The organism is Pelosinus sp. sgz500959 (assembly GCF_042610375.1).
Taxonomy (GTDB): domain Bacteria; phylum Bacillota; class Negativicutes; order DSM-13327; family DSM-13327; genus CTSoil-075.
Map to the genome: position 1 here is coordinate 18,718 of NZ_JBGJZL010000007.1, position 18,789 is coordinate 37,506.

Sequence of the window (18,789 nt, forward strand, 5' to 3'; positions counted from 1 at the left end):
TTTTCGAGGGTGAAGCGGGAAGATATTCTACAAATAAGTAAAGTATGTGATGATAATGGCCTATTTAGAAAATGGATACCAAGTAACTCGGCATGTCTGTCCACGCAATTGCTATGACACATGCGGCATGCTGGCTTATGTTCGTAATGGTAAATTAGAAAAGATTACGGGAGACCCGAATCATGGTTATACGAAGGGGAAACTATGTTCGAAAGGGTATAATTATATTCGAAGAGTATACGACCCGGAAAGACTGCAATTTCCCATGCGACAAATCGGACGAGGAAGCGGCAGATGGGAACAGATTACGTGGGATAAGGCTATTGAGATTATCGCACAAAAAATGATAGAGCTTAAAGAACGATATCACTCAACGCTTCCGCTCTGTCTTAATAAATATTCCGGTAACTTTGGGATATTGCATTATGCTGTTGAAGGAATGTTTAACAGCTTTGGCCCAACGACCCAGCTGAAAGGTTCACCTTGTTGGTCAGCTGGGCTGGATGCTCAGTTTTACGATATGGGTGGGAATATAAACTCAGATCCTGAAGAAATTGAGAATGCGAAATTGATACTGTTATGGGGAGGGAACCCGGCTTGGACGGCAATCCATTCCCTTCCTTACATTTATCGGGCCCAGGAAAAGGGGGCAAAGGTAATTGTAATTGATCCGCTATATAGCCAGACTGCAAAAAAAGCCGATTGGTTTGTACAGATTAAGCCTGGTGGAGACGGGGCACTGGCCCTCGCTTTGGCGAAGGTAGTTTTTGAACTCGGTAAATTCGATGGAGAATTTATAAGGCTTAATACGATTGGATGGGAAGAATTTACTGCCTATCTTGAAGAAGTTGAACTCCCTTTTCTCTCTGAGCGATGTGGGCAATCAATAGAATTTATCAAAGAGTTAGGAGAAATGATAGGTTCAGTCAAGCCAATGTTTATTTGGGCGGGCTTCGGTCTGCAACGGCACGTAAACGGTGGGCAAAATTTACGAGCCATTGATGCGTTGGCTGCTATGACTGGTAACATCGGAATGGCAGGCGGCGGCGTCCATTATGCCCATCAGCTGACTTGGAACTTTAATGATCATTTTACGAAAGATCCTGGAGGCAATCGGTATCTTAATATTAATCGATTTGCTGATGAAGTCAGTCGTATAAAGGATGTACCAGTAAAATTATTGTGGCTGGCCTGTCGAAATTTACTGACACAGGATGTGTGCAGAAGCAGTCTTTTTAAGGAACTGGATAAGTTAGAGCTTATCGTAACAGTCGATCAGTTCCTGACTCCCACAGCACAATATTCTGATATCGTATTGCCGACAACGACACAATTTGAAGAAATGGATATTGTCCCTAGCTATTGGCATCATTGGGTAGCCCTAAATGAACAAGCCATTCCACCTTATTTTGAGGCTAAAAGCGATTTAGAGATTGCACGGCTGTTATGTAAGAAATTAAATGACCTTCGCCCAGGGACGAGTACGTTTTCTAGTGATAAGTCCCCCGAAGATTTTCTTGATCATGAGTGTACCGAAACATTATATGCAATGTTAGGTATAGAGCATTGGTCGGAACTTGCTAGCGGGGCGCGTAGGGCCAATGTTGGCCAAATTGCTTGGGAAGATAAAAAGTTTGCTACTGCATCGGGTAAATTTGAATTTTTTTCTAAAAATGCAGAAGAACATCAAAATCCTGCACTGCCAGAATATATAGAAGGTATACAGCCTGATGTGAGATATCCTTATTGGTTAATTACAGCACATAACCAGCAGGGCCTTAATTCCCAATTTCAAAACATTGCTTCGAAAATTCATAACTATGAAGCGATTATATTGATTCACCCCCAAACGGCACAGAAGAAAGGAATCCAAGGGGGAAAGTTAGTAAGAGTGTATAATGATTTAGGTAGTATTACTCTAAAAGCCTGCATGTCTGCTGATACACCACTGGATATATTGGTATGTTATCAGGGATGGCTGCCTGGTTATGAAGTACAGTTGAATGACTTGAATGCAGGGTTACCCACCGATATGGGTGAATTGCGTACCGGAAGTAAGGGGGTAGCCTTTTACGATGTTTTTGTCAATTTTGAGTTAGCTTGAATGGGCTACTTATAAGGATAAACTCCTGCAAAAAGTTAATTAGTCTCAAAAGCAATTTAATAATATACTTATGAATTTATATGAGAGGGGGGTATATATGCTAAATTTCAGTATGCCTGAATTGGCATTGGTTCTAGTAATTGCTTTGGTAGTTTTTGGTCCTGGCAAGTTGCCTGAAGTGGGTAAAGCACTGGGAAAGGGAATCCAAGAATTTAAAAGAGCAACAACTGGCGAGGCTATTAAAGATGAATTAGTGAAAGTTGAACAAGTGCCTGTAGAGAAAAGGTGAGGTTGTACAGTTTTCAATGTCCGTACACTATAAATAAAAAAGGATTTTTTGTAAGAGTATAGAATTGTATTAGAATCAAAAGGCTGACTAAAAATTAAAACAAGTTTAACGCCCAAAAGCATCTTTTCCTGTTTCTTTATCAAACAGGAGAAGATGCTTTTTAATTTACTGTTAATAGTGCAAGGGTAGTAGTTGAATTCATTTTGTAAAAAGATAAAGAAAGGTTGAGGTAATATGGAAAACATCAATTTTGTAGAGTGTTTAGGGTATTTGGCTTCAGTTCTAGTGGCTATTTCTTTCTTAATGAAATCTATGAACAAACTGCGTTTTATGAACATGGTAGGTGGCATATGTTTTGTCATCTATGCTGTTGCTATAAATGCAATACCAGTGGCCTTGATTAATTTATTCACAGTCTGTATAAATGTATATTATTTGACTAAAAAAAATACTTCTAAGCAGGCTGAATAAACGATATATCGTCTGAGATACTTCCTGGAGATCCCTCCGTAATCTCTTCAATCTTTGAGAGATCCTTTGACAGATTTTTGTTAATTCGTGAATCCATCTGACATTGGTCTGACGTCCCAGTGTCATAATGTAGAATTAACAATTATCTTGAAGTAATTGTTAATTTTTCTACAAAAACAGGGGGACAGGCACAGTTTCTCAAAATACTACACCTGTCTCCTCTAATGGTGCAAAAGATTTGTACAGTAGTTCATTTCAAAAAATACTGTGATTATAGAAGGAATTGGTAAAAAATTGACGAAAAATATTGATAAATGCAAAATATAATGGGAGGGTTTATTATGCAATGGATAGCAAACTTAAAAATGACCTTCAAATTAGGAATCCTTATCATAGTCGGACTTGTTTCTTTAGGGGCTGTAGATTATACGGGTTATCATTATCTGAAAGAGTCAAACAGCTATATGGGCATTATGTATGATGATCAACTAATGCCAATAAAAATACTAAATGAAACGAGATCTCATATTGTATCATCAAATGGTGCGGTTCTGGAATTGATGTTAACCGACGATGATCGGAAAAATGTAGCGCTTAAGGGCTTTATTGAGCAGAGAGGAAAGGAAATCGACGAAAATTTTGCAAAAGTGAATAAAATACAGCTTGACCCTAAAGCGAAAGAGCTGTTAGAAAAAGTTATAGTGGCAAGACAAAAATATCTTGTTGCACGAGAGCCCGTTATCGCTTTGGCACTGGAGAACAAAAATGCTGAAGCATATGCACTTTATACGGTACAAGTTGATCCATTTAGTAATGCATATATTAAAACTATCGAAGATATTACTGACTATTTTGCTAAATCATCAGAGGAAGTTAAGCGTAATAATGAGATTTCGTTTCAACGCGCTGTGATGATTATGCATGGAATTGCATTAATCTCATTAATCATACTTGTTATTTCTGGTTTGATGATCACCAAAGTAATCACCAAAGCACTAAAAGCTTTGACGATTACTTGTGAAGAATTAGCTGATGGAGACTTTTGTGAAAAGCCACAACGTGTTGTACAAAAGGATGAAATAGGACATTTAGCGGATGCCTTGCTTATGACGCGAAAAAAGGTAAATGATTTGATGGTGAAGATCAATGTAGCAGCGCACCACGTTGCATCTTCTAGCGAAGAGTTAACTGCTAGTGCTGAGCAATCTTCCCAGGCGACCAATCAAATAGCGATATCAATAACTGATGTGGCAAATGGTGCAGATAAGCAATTGGCTGCTGCCAATGAGGCATCCGCAGTAGTGGCAACGATGACAAATAATGTTCAACAGGTCGCCAAAAATACCAATCATGTTGCAGAACAGTCAGCGCAAGCTGCTTATAAGGCCCAAGAGGGAGGCAAAGCTGTTAATAAAGCCATTACACAGATGGGGAATATTGAAAATACAGTTAACACGTCTGCTGGAGTAGTCTCAAAGTTAGGTGATCGCTCCAAAGAAATTGGAGCGATCATTGATACGATTTCTGGAATTGCTGGGCAGACCAATCTTTTGGCTCTTAACGCTGCTATTGAGGCCGCCAGGGCTGGTGAGCAAGGGCGAGGTTTCGCTGTAGTAGCGGAAGAGGTGCGAAAATTAGCTGAGCAGTCTCAGGAGGCGACCAAAAAGATTGCTGAATTGATTGGTGAAATTCAAAAAGATACACAAGATGCGGTTAGCGCTATGAATGATGGCACTCGTGAAGTGAAGACTGGGGCTGAAGTGGTCAATGCTGCAGGGGTCGCATTCCAGGAGATTGCGGAATTAGTAACACAAGTTTCATCTCAAGTCAAAGAAATTTCAAATTCTCTTCAGGAAGTAGTATCGGGAAGTCAGAAAATTGTTAATTCTATGATGAAGATTGATGAACTCAGTAAAAAGTCATCAGCTGAATCCCAAAGTGTCTCGGCAGCCACCGAAGAGCAAACGGCATCAATGCAAGAAGTTGCTTATGCAAGTGAGTCATTGTCAAAAATGGCGTTAGAATTGCAAGCGACCGTAGACAGATTCTGTGTATATACATATGAAGAGTGGAAAAAATAAAAGGATGGATTTGTAAATTTAGTTATCCGGGAAATTGGCAAAGAGGAAAATAGGGTATTCATACTTTTGGATATCGGCAATTTGTTCAGAAGGTAAGAAAAGAAGGTTCTGCCGGGACTGGCAGAACCTTCTTTTAGTGCGCCTAGCATGAGTCCTTACTTGTCGCTAGAAGTCCGAGGGGTTGATCGTGCCAACGTTTAAGAAAAAGGTGTCCACCGTGAGGTGGAATCTAAAGAACATCGACGGAAAAACTCTGGTTTGAGGAACAGCGAATGATTCAGGTGATGGTTCTTTGACACGTCACATCGATTTATAAAATTATTTTAGATACTATATCTTAAAAACAAATACACACTTACCTTGCTGTGGTTTACACAAGGTGATGCAGGAGGACGCTATGCAGAATTTTGAAATCGTATTACAGAGTGATCGGCTATTATTACGAAAAATTACATATGCTGATTTTAACGATCTTTCCAGAATGCTTACCGATCCAACTGTGATGTATGCCTGGGAGCATACCTTTTCGGAACGGCAAATCAAGGATTGGATTGAGAGACAACTAGAATATTATCGTTATGATGGCGTCGGATATTTTGCGGCTATCTCAAAAGAAAGTGGCGATTTTGTAGGGCAAATGGGCTTGCATTGGAGTGACATGAAGGGGACGTGCATTTTAGAAGTATGTTACATGCTAAAAAAGGAATACTGGCACAAAGGCTTTGCATCAGAAGGTAGTAAAGCGTTGATTAGCTATGCCTTTGGAGAGATGCATGTAGATAAAGTGTATGCATGCATACGGACAAATAACTTTGCTTCACTTAGAGTCGCTGAAAATGTGGAAATGAAATATGAAAGCTCGTTTATCAAACATTACAATGGTAGGGATATGGAGCATTTACTTTATTCTAAAGTAAGAGACGATTGGGATGCGTGACGAAGAAATAAGTTATACCTAGGGACAGGTGTATTATTTCTCAAAGATATAGAATTGGTTGTTTTTATTGTGGGATAAGAGATCATAGGATTATTCTAAGTTTTTCAAGAGCAATGAGGGCGACTCATTACCATGTTTCTCTGTTATAACTGATACACAGAACCGTAGCATCTATAACGGCGAAAAAAGACATCAACTCTTTTATAATAAAGGCTGATGTCTTTTATTTTGGTTGGGTAATAAGTGATTCAATTTGCAAAATAATGAGAAAATGTTGCCGAGGAAAGACTGTATATAGATTGAATAAAATAGGATAAAAATAAAAATGCAGGAAAAGGATATATTATGTAGAAATATATGGATTATAATGTTCTCATATATGAAAAAAATTCACATATGAGAACATTATAATTCTGCATGTGCTGATATCACTGGAGGGTGAGGGAAGAAGGACTTCTAGTTCTCGTGGATAGGCTTGGTAAGGGATAGGGAGGCGATAGGAAAGAGAGAACCTAGTACTTACATTTATTGTACAGCAAAGTGCAAAGGAATATTCACTTGGAGGTAAAACATGAAAAAACGGATTATTATGATACTTTTAATTGTTAGCTGTCTACCTTTAATATTATCTTCATTTTATTACTACAATTTAATCTATAATCAAACGATACAAGAATATAATGAAAAAAATATGGAAATATTATCTGCCGTACGCAATGATGTTAGCCATTATCTTGATATGCACTTTGTGGTGTTAAAGGTACTTGCTCAGAATCCTAGCATTATTAGTTTGGATCCTAATGGAAAATCATATTTAGTAGATGCTAGGAAACTCTATCCAAAGTTAGAGCTGGTTGTAGATGATAAAGTGGGGAACCAACGTTTTCGTGATGATAATCAAAAACTTGGGAATGCAGCTCATCGACAGTTTTTTCAAGATTCAATAAGTGGTAAGGAAGTGGTATCTGATGTTATCATTAGTATGTCAGATGGAAAGCCAATAGTAGTATTAGCCGTGCCACTTAAAAATCCAGAAACTATTACGGGTGTCATCCAAGGAGCCCTGCCGCTATCTGTCTTAGATGACTTTTTGCGAGAAAGAGCGGGGCGGCAGTCTATAGCTTATATAGTGGATCGTTCAGGGAAAATCTTGGCTCATACTGATTCTAACATTGCAGCCGAGCATAAAGATGTAAACCAGGAAAGTTATATACAAGATGGATTCACAGGTAAGAATGGTACTACAACGATTACAGATGATCAAGGGAATATTAAATTTGTCTATTACACCTATGATGCTAAGACTGGTTGGATTATTTGTTCTGAAGTCCCCAAGGATGTAGTAATGGCGCCTATAAAAATTGTGCAGAAACGATTTGTTATAGTTCTTACTTTATTGATCCTTATCATAGGCACGTTAGGATACTTCATATCAAATAAATTTGTCCGGCCTATAAAAATGGTATGTAATCACGCCAGAGAAATTGCAAACGGCAACTTAGCAGTCGATAAAGTTGATATAACAACACGAGATGAAATGGGTGATCTTGCTAGCAGTTTTAATGAGATGGTAAATGACCTAAGAAAACTGGTATCTAATATCTCCCAATCGGCTGAACAACTTGCAGCGTCCTCCGAGGAACTGACAGCCGGTGCAGAGCAATCCTCTCAGGTTACAAGTCAGATTGCTATCGCTATTACTGAAGTTGCACAGGGAGCAGAAAATCAGGTCAATGCTGTTAGGGAGGCAACTGTGGTTATCGAGCAAATGTCAGCAGGTATTCAGCAAGTGGCTTTAAACGCTAGCGCCGCATCTGTAATATCTGAGAAAACATCGGTGGCAGCTGAAGACGGTTCGAAGTCAATTGCTACGGCTATCTCCCAGATGGTAAATATTGAAAGGGCGGTTACTCATTCAGCAAATATAGTGGTGCAGCTAGGCGATCGGTCTAAGGAGATTGGACAAATTGTAGATGTTATCTCCGGTATTGCAGGACAGACGAATCTCCTTGCCTTAAACGCTGCTATTGAGGCAGCTCGCGCAGGTGAGCAAGGAAGGGGGTTTGCTGTAGTGGCTGAGGAAGTACGTAGGCTTGCCGAACAATCCCAGGAGGCAACGAAGCAAATTGCCAATCTTATTGGCGAAATTCAAAATGACACAGATCAAGCTGTTGTTGCAATGAATGAAGGTACGCAAGAGGTTAAGATTGGAACTGAAGTTGTAAGCAGTACAGGAGAAGGCTTTAATAACATCATGAAACTTGTTAATGAGGTATCAAGCCAAGTGAAAGAAATTTCGGCTGCAATTCAACAATTGGCAAGTGGAAGTGACCAGGTTGTTGCTTCTGTGGAAATTATTCATAAGATCAGTAAAGAAACAGCGGGACAAACCCATACTGTATCGGCATCTACTGAAGAACAGTCGGCTTCTATGGAAGAAATAGGATCTTCTAGTCAGAGTCTTGCAAAAATGGCTCAAGATTTGCAAGGTGCTATTCAAAGGTTTAGAATATAAGCATATATGAAAAGTGAGTAAGACATAGGTTGCTCTAAGCAGTCTATGTCTTATTTATTTTTGAGTGAGTTTGATGAAGTTTGATATCTTTAGCGAAAAAACCTTTAGAAGTATACAAACTGTAATTGGGAGACTGATTTTTTTTATGGCGAAAATAAGAGAGAATTTGCGTATTTCCTATAGTTTAGTCAAATTATATCAATAAATGGCATCTTTTTTTATTATTCGATACATTGCGCAGGAATTGCATAATCTATCTTGAACATAGTACTTATTGATTATAAATTAGATATTCTTTATATGTATTATACCGTTAATTGAGATAAAAGTGGGGATCGTGTACCTTCTATTTTTACTGTAAAAACGATGCCGAAAACATAGCTAGATAGAGTATCTGAGCAAAGGATACATCAAATTGTGTAGTGGAAAATTTGATTGGGATGGTGGTTTTTATGAAAGATACAATAGGCAGGCATAATCAGCAACAATTACAGAAATGCCTTACAGGTATACAGGGTTTGGACGAGATTACTAATGGTGGATTGCCACAATCCCGCACCTCGCTGATATGTGGTTCCGCTGGTTGTGGTAAAACATTATTAGCGATGCAGTTTTTAGTGAATGGCGCCACTTTCTACAATGAACCCGGTGTCTTTATGTCCTTTGAGGAAAATGAAAGTGAACTGGTCGAAAATTTTTCTTCACTCGGTATTGATCTGAAAGGGCTGGTGGCTGAGAAAAAGATATGCATGGATTATGTGTATTTCGATAAGAGTGAAATTACTGAAACTGGTGAATATGATTTGGAAGGGCTCTTTGTACGATTGGACTATGCCATCAGTTCAATTGGTGCAAAACGTGTAGTGTTAGATACCATCGAGGCATTGTTCGCTGGCTTGAACAATGATGCTATCATCCGGGGGGAGCTGCGCCGACTCTTTCGTTGGCTGAAGGATAGAGGCGTTACTGCTATCGTAACTGGTGAAAAAGGTGACGGCACCATAACTCGCCATGGTATTGAGGAATACGTTTCTGATTGTGTGATCCAGCTTGACCACAAAGTACTGGATCAGATCTCCACCCGTAGGCTGCGGATTATAAAGTATCGAGGCAGCGCTCACGGGACAAACGAATACCCCTTTCTCATCGACGAGGAAGGAATCTGTATTATGCCGATTACGTCGGTGGGGCTCACGGCACAGGCTTCGACTAAACGGATCTCTTCAGGTATCGATCGTTTAGATACCATGCTGGGTGGTGAAGGTTTTTATGACGGTAGCAGTCTTTTAATTTCCGGTACGTCCGGCACAGGAAAATCGACCTTAGCCGCTTTTGTGGCCGATGCCGCTTGTCATCGAGGCGACCGTTGCCTGTATTTTGCGTTTGAAGAATCCAAGCACCAGATCATCCGCAACATGGAGAGTGTTGGTCTTCAGCTTCAGCAATGGGAAGATCAGGGACTGCTACGTTTCATTGCGGCTCGGCCTACCCTTTTGGGACTGGAAATGCATTTGGTCAAGATCTACAAGCAGGTAAATGAGTTCAAACCACGGATGGTAGTTCTTGATCCCATTTCCAATTTAACCGCAGCCGGCGAAAATCCTGAAGTGAAAATCATGCTGACACGGCTTCTAGATTTTCTAAAACTGCAGGGAATTACTACTGTTTTTACCAATTTATCTTCGCCGGAACAAGTCGAAGAGACCGAAGTAAAGACCTCTTCCCTGATCGATACTTGGCTTGCGTTAAGGGACATCGAAATCAACGGCGAACGGAACCGGGGACTGTATATTATTAAATCACGCGGTATGGCCCATTCCAACCAAATTCGTGAGTTTATCCTGACAGATCATGGCATCGAACTTGTCGATGTATACAGGGGGACAGAGGGTATCCTTACTGGTTCGGCCCGATTCGCCCAGGAGGAAAAGGATGTGGCACGGCGTCTGTTAAATCAGCAAGGAATCGAGCGGAAACAGCGTGAAGTAGAGCGTAAACGCGAGAAGATGGAGGCAGAGATTAACGCACTAAAACTGGTCTTTGAAGCTGAGCTGGAAGAACTAGAGAAACGGATTACAGAAGAAAAGATGGAGGCTGCCGCTCTTTCACAAACCCGGCAGGACATTGCAGTTTTGCGTAAAGGGGATAAATAGATTTTGGGAGGGCGACAATGAGTATAGATGAAGAGTTAGGCCAGGGCCCAGCAGAGCCAGAACTATGGTTGCTGCGTTTATATATCGCCGGCCAGACGCCGAAATCGGTGCGGGCGATTAACAACTTACGTGAGATTTGCCAAACTCACTTAGAGGGTAAGTACAGTATCGAAGTAGTCGATTTAATGATAAATCCGGAGGTGGGAAGGACTGATCAAATCTTAGCAATTCCAACTCTTGTACGACGACTTCCTCCTCCGCTCACCAAAATTATCGGGGATTTGTCCAATGTGGAGCGTGTACTGGTAGGATTGAACATTATTCGGAACTGAGGAGTTGGATAGAGATGATACGACAGATTGAGTACAATAGACAAGGTGAAGCGACTGGCTCCGCCCCAATAACCTATGAACTTCGTCTGTACATAGCTGGCTCTTCCCCACGATCACAACACGCAGTCGCCAACGTAAGAAATCTATGTGAGAATTTGCTACTAGGAAATTGTGATCTCAAAGTAGTCGATATTTTCCAACAACCCCAAGCCGCTAAAGACGACCAGATTATCGCTGTTCCAACTTTGATAAAAAAATCACCAAAGCCTGTACGAATTTTTATCGGTGACATGTCAAATAAACATGAGATTCTGCTGGCACTGGGGGGAGATAGGTGACGATAGTGGGTAACGAATCCAAGACACGAAAAGAATTGATGGCTGAAATTAATGAACTTCATTGGCAACTGAAAGAGACTAATAGTATTATAAATGCTATCCGTGAGGGTGAGGTAGACGCTCTACTAATCTCCGCAAAAGAAGGAGAACAGGTTTATATTTTACATGGTGCAGACTATGTTTACCGCGAAATCGTCGAAGAAATGCAAGACGGTTATATTACCCTCAGTAAAGACGGAGTGATTCTCTTCAGCAATAGAAATTTCGCCCAGATGCTACATAAGCCTCTTGAGAAAGTGATCGGAATATCAATTTATGAACTACTTTCCCCAGTAGAGGCGGAGGTCTTTCGACGATTAGTGACAAGTAATAGGAAACGTTTTAAAAGAGAGTTCAGTCTTAAAGCAATGAGCGGCATATCAATTCCAGTATTGGTCTCAGTGAATTATTGCTTTGAGGAACAACAATTTGCTTACATGATAGTAACCGACCTTACAGAGCAAAAACGTAATGAGCAAAGATTCATGTACCGAGTATTCGATCAGGCAGCTGAGGCGTTTATCGTTTGCGATGTGACTGGTCAGATTGTTCGGGTTAACAGAGTTGCGACAATGTTATTTGGGACAGAAATTTTGGATGGTATTTTTGAGCAGGCCATACCACTCTATTGGGAGAAGGATGGAAGACCGTTCTCAATTAAAGATGCTATACGGGAGGGCAATATCAAGGGTATTGAAGCTGGTTACACGAACCATGTTGGCAAGACTTTTACTTTATCGGTTAGCGTTGGCCTTTTAACAGGAATGAAACCTACGGAACCCATGGGATTTTTAGTCACACTTGCAGATATTACAGAGAGCAAAAAGATACAGGCCCAAATGATCCTTGCCATGGAAAGAGCAGAAGTAGCAAATGCTGCAAAAAGTCAATTTCTTGCCAATATGTCCCATGAGATTAGAACGCCGATGAATGGAATTATTGGAATGACAGATATAACTCTCATGACAGACTTGCAAGAAGAACAACGAAAATGTCTAAATATTGTGAAGACATCAACAATGGCACTGCTTCGAGTATTAAACGATATTTTGGATTATTCGAAAATTGAAGCTGGTAAAATTACTTTGGAAAAAGCTCCCTTTAACCTTCAAAACACAATGCATGAAGTCCTAGAATTATTTGATACAGGTGCCAAGCAAAAAGGGTTAAGTGTTACATTACATGTTGATCGGTCAATACCAGATCAGATCATTGGCGATTCCGTTCGACTACGGCAAGTGCTTTCTAATTTAGTAGGGAATGGAATTAAATTTACAAATCAGGGTGAAATAGTGATTAATGTTGGTATTGAGGAGAGACTTAGCCAAAAAATAAAATTGAAGTTCACTATAAGAGATACAGGAATTGGAATTCCAGAAGAAAAATTGGATAAACTTTTTAAACGGTTTAGCCAGGTAGATGATTCTCATACAAGAAAATTTGGTGGGACGGGGCTTGGACTTGCAATTTCAAAAAAAATCATTGAAATATTGGATGGTGAAATTGGTGTAGAAAGTAAAGAAAATATTGGAAGTACTTTCTTTTTTACTGCTGTATTTGAACTGCAAGAAGAAACAATAAAAAAAATAGACAATATTGATAATGAATCCACTCAACATAAAAATCCAAAATATGGAAAAATATTAGTTGTCGAAGATGATCTAGTCAGTAGGAATATGGTAACTCTTATTTTAAAGAGAAATGGATTTGAGGTTGTTGCAGTAGAAAACGGAAAGCAAGCTGTTACTGCCTTTGAGCAGGAAAAGTTTGACTTGATATTAATGGATATTAATATGCCATATTTGGATGGTTATGCTGCTACTGAAATGATTCGAGTAAAAGAAAAAAATATGAAGTTCTCCACGCCAATTATTGCAATGACGGCATATGCTCTAAAGGGAGATCAGGAAAAATGCTTGGCAGCAGGTATGAATGGTTATGTTTCAAAACCAATTGATCTAAAGGAATTTATTGACGTAATTAATAAATGGCTATCAAAATAAATGATAAAAATACTAGTATCCGTTAGAGGTGATACGCAAAACCGTATCATTTATAATGGTTAAAAAGCATTAACTCTGTGCCCATCACGCTTTTACGAAAAGATGGAGCTACCGCCATACGGTGGACAATCATAGCAGTTTTCTGTATCGACCAGGGTAAACTGGTGTATTCGGCGGGTTCAATTTTGTTAATGCAAGCAAAACCTACTAAATTTCCGTTTCGTTTACTTACATAAAGATCGCCTTTTTGAATGTCCTTCAAAAAATCCTTAATAGAGTTGATCAAGTTTTACGTTAATAGGATTAGTATAATTAGTTTTGTTAAGTAGGAGAAATAAAATGAATGAGAAATGGGCTATTGGTGAAGTAGCGAAACTATTTGGTGTGTCGACTGATACACTTCGATACTATGAAAAGGCAGGCTTGCTTTCAGCGAATAAAAATAAGGAAAACGGATATCGATATTACTCCTATGATGAAATTGTTAAAATTATGGATATATTATTTTTTAGAAACATGGAGCTACCTATTAAAGAAATCAAGCGGATTATAACAAGATTGGATATTAATGATATTAAAAACATACTCTATCAAAATCAAGATATAATTGAAAATCGGATACAAAATTTAATGAAACTACAGAAGTTGATCAATCAAGCTACTTCTCAATACAAACTATGCGAAGAACTAGTGGGTAAGTTCAAAATTGTTACTGCCCCCACCTTTAAATATAAGCTAATAAGTGGGCAAACCAAAGATCTAGTTACCATGATTCGCAAATATAAAAAAGAAGATTGGATGAATGACCGTATACAATATACTCTTTTCGTTTCGCAGGAAGAACTTTTAACAAATCCTAACTTTTGTTCGGCTCAAATAGGAATAAGTGTTGAGGAGCAAAATGTTTTTGTACTGAGTAAATCAGAACAAAATGAACTTTCGTCTCTCAGCGAGGCAGAATATTTATATACTGTAATAGGAACAAGCTATTTAGAAGAAAGAAATGAAATGTTGAATAACGCTTTAAATTTTCTAAAGGCAACAGGTAGAAAGGTAAACGGACCAATGATTGGGAGATATATAGCAAGCGCACATAAAGATCGCCTTGACTACTATGAAGTTTGGCTTAAAATAGACAATAACCCTTGACCTTTGAGTTACTCCAAGGTTTATCATCTTATAGAGGTGATAAACTTTGGAGGAAAATATACTGGGAAAAGAGAAAATTTCTACGCTGTTTCTGAAATATAGCATTCCTTCCATTGCGGGGATGCTATTTTTGGGACTAAATACAATTGTTGATGGCTTTTTTATTGGCAACTATATTGGGATGAATGCTTTAGCAAGCGTAAATATTGCTATGCCTTTTATGAGTGTAATGATTGCGGTTGGTGTTGTAATAGGCATCGGTACACAGAGTATTATAGGACGAAGATTAGGAGAAGGAGATATTGAGGCGGCAAACGATACCTTTAAGACATCTCTTCTTATAATGGCAAGCATTTCGATATTACTTTTATTAATTGCTGTAGGTTTTACAAAACAAATAGCAGTTTTTTTGGGAACGAACGAGCAATTAATGCCACAGGTAACCACGTATGTAAGCTGTGTAGGATTATTTTTACCATTATTAGGATTAATGTTTGTATTAGACTACGTGTTAAAGATCATGGGGAAACCTATCTATTCTATGATGGTTTTGCTGGTTGCTATTATTAGCCACATTATATTTAATTACCTATTTATTAAACAATTAGGAATGGGAATTAAAGGAGCTGCTTTTGCTACAGGATTAAGTTATTGTATTGCATTTGCTATGGCTTTACTTCCTTTTATAACAGGGAGAACCACTGTAAAATTATTTAGAGGCAGTTTTAAGAAAACGATAGCTTGTAACATTATGTATAATGGATCTGCAGAAGGATTAACAGAGGTATGTGCTGGTATTACGACGTTTTTATTCAATATTACGCTGATGTGTTATGTTGGAGAGATAGGTATAGCGGCCTTTACAGCTATTAGCTATTTATCGTTTATTGGAAATAATATTTTGATAGGATTAGCAGATGGCGTTGGTGCCATAATTAGTTATAACTATGGGAGAGGTAATGTAGAACGTGTGAGAAAAGCATTAAAACTTACTGTTTTTTCAGCATTTTTTATTGGAGTGGGAATTTTTATAATTATTTCAAATTTTTCCAGAGAAATAATTATGATTTTTTTTGATGCGAATAATGATCGTGTTCTTAATTTTGCTGTATATGGTGCTAAAATATATGCATTTGCATTTTTAGTTAGTGGATTGAATATTGTCGCCTCAGGTTATTTTACTGCTATTTGTGATCCAAAGAGCTCTGCTTTGATTGCTATAAGTAAAGGTATGGTAGGTATAGGTATCTGTCTGACCGTACTGCCGAGCATATTAGGTATAAAAGGCATATGGCTAACTGTGCCAGTTGCTGAAATATTAACGTTAATATTAACCGTGTCATTGATGTATAAGCAGTTTAAATATCAAGAAAGCAACATGAATGGCAGGGATGGTGAAAAATAGGCATTACGTCTAAATGCCCTTTTCACCACATAACGGTGCTACTATTTCACAGCGCAAGATCTTTCGGTTTGATTGGGTGGGACTTATTGCTTCAGCAGACGGTTATTATGATCATTGGATTTTACGTTATACAATGGAATAGTGGGATTGCGCTCAAATTTATATTTATTTCTAGTACGACGTTAATAGCAATAATGGGATTTATTTAGCACTGATAAGGCCGTTGGCATGGGTGCGAGTTTTATTTGGAATGAAACAAAAGAGACTACAGGAAGTGCTCTAAAGACTTGAACCTTTCTTTAAACTTTAAAAATATTAAAAAAGATCAATATAAATGATTAAATTTATCACTGTGCAATGGGGAAGATCTATGTTACTATTCAATTAAGGATTAGAAGTTCTATAAAAATGTTAAGATAACTATTGAAATGAATTACCTTGTTGGATAATTTAATAAATGATTTGATATGAAAAGCTATGAAAAGGAATAGTATCCACAAATTGATTTCAGAAAGCTGTTGGGTGATGCGAAACAGTATGACAAATGTGGTGAACTCGCCTTGGAGCTTCTGACTGAAATATAGTAAGTCATGACGGAGTCCTCCGTTAGCGGGAGCGGCATTAGTAGTGCCTATGAGTGTATGTTGATCATGAAATAGAGTGGTACCGCGAGAGCATTGTCTTTCGTCTCTATAATTCGTTGTTATGGATTATAGAGATGAAAGATTTTTTTTGCGTGGTATGAGATGAAAGGATGGAGGATAACATGAAGAATTTTGAAAAATATGAAAGGGCATATTTTATGCCACCTAAAGTTTCTTATGACTGGGTTAAGAGAGATCATATAGAGAAAGCCCCAATCTGGTGTAGTGTTGATTTAAGAGATGGAAACCAAGCACTTATTGAACCAATGAGCTTAGAGGAAAAAATTGATTTTTTCCAGATGCTAGTGGATATTGGTTTCAAGGAAATTGAGGTAGGTTTCCCAGCAGCATCAGATACGGAATATAACTTTTTACGAGCATTAATAGAAAGGAACATGATACCTGAAGATGTAACTATTCAAGTACTAACACAGGCCCGGGAGCATATCATCAAAAAGACATTTGAAGCTGTTAAAGGAGCACCCCATGCCGTAATTCATTTGTATAATTCTACATCTGTTGCTCAAAGAGAGCAGGTATTTAGAAAGAGCAAGGAAGAAATCAAGCAGATCGCTATTGATGGAGCAGAATTATTGAAAAAATTGGCAGAAGAGACAGCAGGCAATTTTTCATTCCAATATAGCCCAGAGAGTTTTCCAGGAACGGAAGTGGATTATGCATTGGAGATCTGTAATGCGGTACTCGATGTATGGAAACCGACTCCTGATAAGAAGGCAATTATTAATCTGCCAACAACGGTAGAAAATGCAATGCCTCATGTATTTGCAAGTCAGGTAGAGTTTATGAGCAAAAATATGAAATACAGGGAGTCTGTAATTTTGTGTTTGCATCCTCACAATGATAGAGGCAGCGGTGTTTCTGATGCGGAACTTGGAATACTTGCGGGCGCTGATCGAATTGAAGGAACATTATTTGGCAATGGAGAGAGAACAGGAAATGTTGATATTATTACCTTAGCAATGAATCTCTTTTCCCATGGTGTTGATCCTAAACTTGACTTTAGCAATATGTCTGAAATATGCGAGAAATATGAGGTTTTAACCAGAATGCAAGTCCATGCTCGCCAGCCTTATGCAGGCGAATTAGTATTTACTGCCTTCTCTGGATCTCATCAAGATGCGATTGCTAAAGGAATGGATTACAGGCAAGAAAAGAAAGCAGATAAATGGTCAGTTCCATACCTTCCTATTGATCCCAAAGATGTGGGAAGACAATATGAGTCAGATGTGATCAGAATTAATAGTCAGTCAGGCAAAGGTGGTATTGGTTACATCTTAAAAGAAAATTATGGGATGTCTATTCCTACTAAGATGAAGGAAGAAGTCGGTTATACCGTCAAAGGAATCTCTGACAAAGAACATAAAGAATTGTCGCCAGAGTGGGTACATCAAATATTTGAAGATAAATATGTAAATAATACTCCCCATTTCCAAATCGAAGAATTTCACTTTAAGCAAATCGACGGCATTATAGCCCAAGTAACGATCTTTCATAAGGGGCAGACTCGAATGATTATCGGAAATGGAAATGGACGCTTAGATGCTGTCAACAATGCGATTAAACAATATTTTGATATTCAGTATGAATTAGCGATTTATGAAGAACATGCACTTTCCCAAGGATCATCTTCTAAGGCGGTTTCCTATGTGGGAATCAACTGTCAAAACAAATTTTACTGGGGTGTTGGAATTGACGACGACATTATTACCTCCTCGATAGATGCCCTTGTAGTAGCTGTCAATCAATTGGAGGAAATACAAGAAGATAAATGCAAAGATGAAAGAATTAATGAAATCATAAATTATATCCAAACTAATTATTTAACTGTTACTTTAGAAGAACTTTCAGAACAGATGCATCTGTCGATCCCGTATTTATCCAAATACATCAAAGAAAAATCAGGAGAGACATTTGGCGAAATCGTTAGAAATATTCGCATGAAAAAAGCTTGTACTCTTTTAAAAAATAAAAGTATGACAGTTGAAAAGATTGCCGATTGTGTAGGTTATCAGAATGTAGAACATTTCAATAGATTATTTAAGAAGAAATATGAAATGACGCCAGTTCAATTTCGCAACAAGAAGTAGTTGCAGCGATGGCAGTAATGACTAGGTGGCCCATTGATTGTTTAAATTAATTGAAGTATGATCTACTCGGTAAATTGCAAGGATAATAGAAAATTAATCAAAGTGTACTTGAAAGGGCATAAAGTGATAGTATATTAGACTCAACTGAATAGTTAGTAATGCGGGGAACCTTACCATTTATAATGACGACAGAACTCCTGCCAAATTTTTTAGAAATAAAA

The 18,789-nt window shown here is 38.3% G+C and carries 14 protein-coding genes, 1 pseudogene and 1 other annotated feature; of the genes and pseudogenes, 14 read left to right on the plus strand and 1 reads right to left on the minus strand.

Annotated elements, in window-relative coordinates; translation table 11 throughout:
• Window positions 1-55 precede the first annotated feature (55 nt).
• The 10 genes from ACAN52_RS12230 (at window position 56) to ACAN52_RS12275 (ending at window position 13,262) form a co-directional block, all read left to right on the plus strand.
• Window positions 56-2,104, plus strand: a complete 2,049-nt coding sequence (locus tag ACAN52_RS12230) for a molybdopterin-dependent oxidoreductase (RefSeq protein WP_378955093.1) — start codon at window positions 56-58, stop codon at window positions 2,102-2,104.
• 97 nt (window positions 2,105-2,201) lie between these two features.
• On the plus strand, window positions 2,202-2,393 hold the full coding sequence (tatA, locus tag ACAN52_RS12235; protein ID WP_378955095.1) for a twin-arginine translocase TatA/TatE family subunit: 192 nt from the start codon (window positions 2,202-2,204) through the stop codon (window positions 2,391-2,393).
• 234 nt (window positions 2,394-2,627) lie between these two features.
• Window positions 2,628-2,864, plus strand: coding sequence for a YgjV family protein (locus tag ACAN52_RS12240; RefSeq protein WP_378955097.1), 237 nt, complete (start codon window positions 2,628-2,630; stop codon window positions 2,862-2,864).
• 341 nt (window positions 2,865-3,205) lie between these two features.
• Window positions 3,206-4,945, plus strand: coding sequence for a methyl-accepting chemotaxis protein (locus ACAN52_RS12245; RefSeq protein ID WP_378955099.1), 1,740 nt, complete (start codon window positions 3,206-3,208; stop codon window positions 4,943-4,945).
• A gap of 397 nt (window positions 4,946-5,342) precedes the next feature.
• Window positions 5,343-5,882, plus strand: coding sequence for a GNAT family N-acetyltransferase (locus ACAN52_RS12250; RefSeq protein WP_378955100.1), 540 nt, complete (start codon window positions 5,343-5,345; stop codon window positions 5,880-5,882).
• 571 nt (window positions 5,883-6,453) lie between these two features.
• A complete protein-coding gene (locus ACAN52_RS12255; RefSeq protein WP_378955101.1) occupies window positions 6,454-8,397 on the plus strand; it encodes a methyl-accepting chemotaxis protein in 1,944 nt (647 codons plus the stop codon).
• Between the two features lie 452 nt (window positions 8,398-8,849).
• Complete coding sequence (gene kaiC, locus ACAN52_RS12260; protein WP_378955102.1) at window positions 8,850-10,550, plus strand: circadian clock protein KaiC; 1,701 nt, start codon at window positions 8,850-8,852, stop codon at window positions 10,548-10,550.
• Window positions 10,551-10,567: 17 nt separating this feature from the next.
• Complete coding sequence (locus tag ACAN52_RS12265; RefSeq protein ID WP_378955104.1) at window positions 10,568-10,882, plus strand: circadian clock KaiB family protein; 315 nt, start codon at window positions 10,568-10,570, stop codon at window positions 10,880-10,882.
• Window positions 10,883-10,896: 14 nt separating this feature from the next.
• Window positions 10,897-11,220, plus strand: coding sequence for a circadian clock KaiB family protein (locus ACAN52_RS12270; RefSeq protein WP_378955106.1), 324 nt, complete (start codon window positions 10,897-10,899; stop codon window positions 11,218-11,220).
• Window positions 11,217-13,262: an ATP-binding protein gene (locus ACAN52_RS12275; RefSeq protein ID WP_378955107.1), complete on the plus strand. Its 2,046-nt coding sequence runs from the start codon at window positions 11,217-11,219 to the stop codon at window positions 13,260-13,262. Before ACAN52_RS12270 ends, ACAN52_RS12275 begins: the two co-directional genes overlap by 4 nt.
• A 46-nt stretch (window positions 13,263-13,308) precedes the next feature.
• On the opposite strand, the gene ACAN52_RS12280 is transcribed toward ACAN52_RS12275, so the two are convergent.
• Window positions 13,309-13,548 (minus strand): GNAT family N-acetyltransferase, encoded by a 240-nt coding sequence (locus ACAN52_RS12280; protein WP_378955108.1) that lies wholly within the window; start codon window positions 13,546-13,548, stop codon window positions 13,309-13,311.
• A 53-nt stretch (window positions 13,549-13,601) separates the two neighbouring features.
• On the opposite strand from ACAN52_RS12280, the gene ACAN52_RS12285 reads away from it, so the two are divergent.
• The 4 genes and pseudogenes from ACAN52_RS12285 to ACAN52_RS12300 all read left to right on the plus strand — a co-directional run bounded on the left by ACAN52_RS12285 (window position 13,602) and on the right by ACAN52_RS12300 (window position 18,568).
• A complete protein-coding gene (locus ACAN52_RS12285; RefSeq protein WP_378955109.1) occupies window positions 13,602-14,411 on the plus strand; it encodes a MerR family transcriptional regulator in 810 nt (269 codons plus the stop codon).
• A gap of 46 nt (window positions 14,412-14,457) precedes the next feature.
• Complete coding sequence (locus ACAN52_RS12290) at window positions 14,458-15,816, plus strand: MATE family efflux transporter (protein ID WP_378955110.1); 1,359 nt, start codon at window positions 14,458-14,460, stop codon at window positions 15,814-15,816.
• A gap of 468 nt (window positions 15,817-16,284) precedes the next feature.
• Window positions 16,285-16,511 (plus strand) — a binding site (T-box leader).
• 71 nt (window positions 16,512-16,582) lie between these two features.
• Window positions 16,583-18,232 (plus strand): annotated as a pseudogene (locus ACAN52_RS12295) (2-isopropylmalate synthase); the annotation flags it as partial.
• A gap of 102 nt (window positions 18,233-18,334) precedes the next feature.
• Entirely contained in the window at window positions 18,335-18,568 is a 234-nt protein-coding gene (locus tag ACAN52_RS12300; RefSeq protein WP_378955364.1) for a helix-turn-helix domain-containing protein, read from the plus strand.
• The last annotated feature ends 221 nt before the right edge of the window (window positions 18,569-18,789 follow it).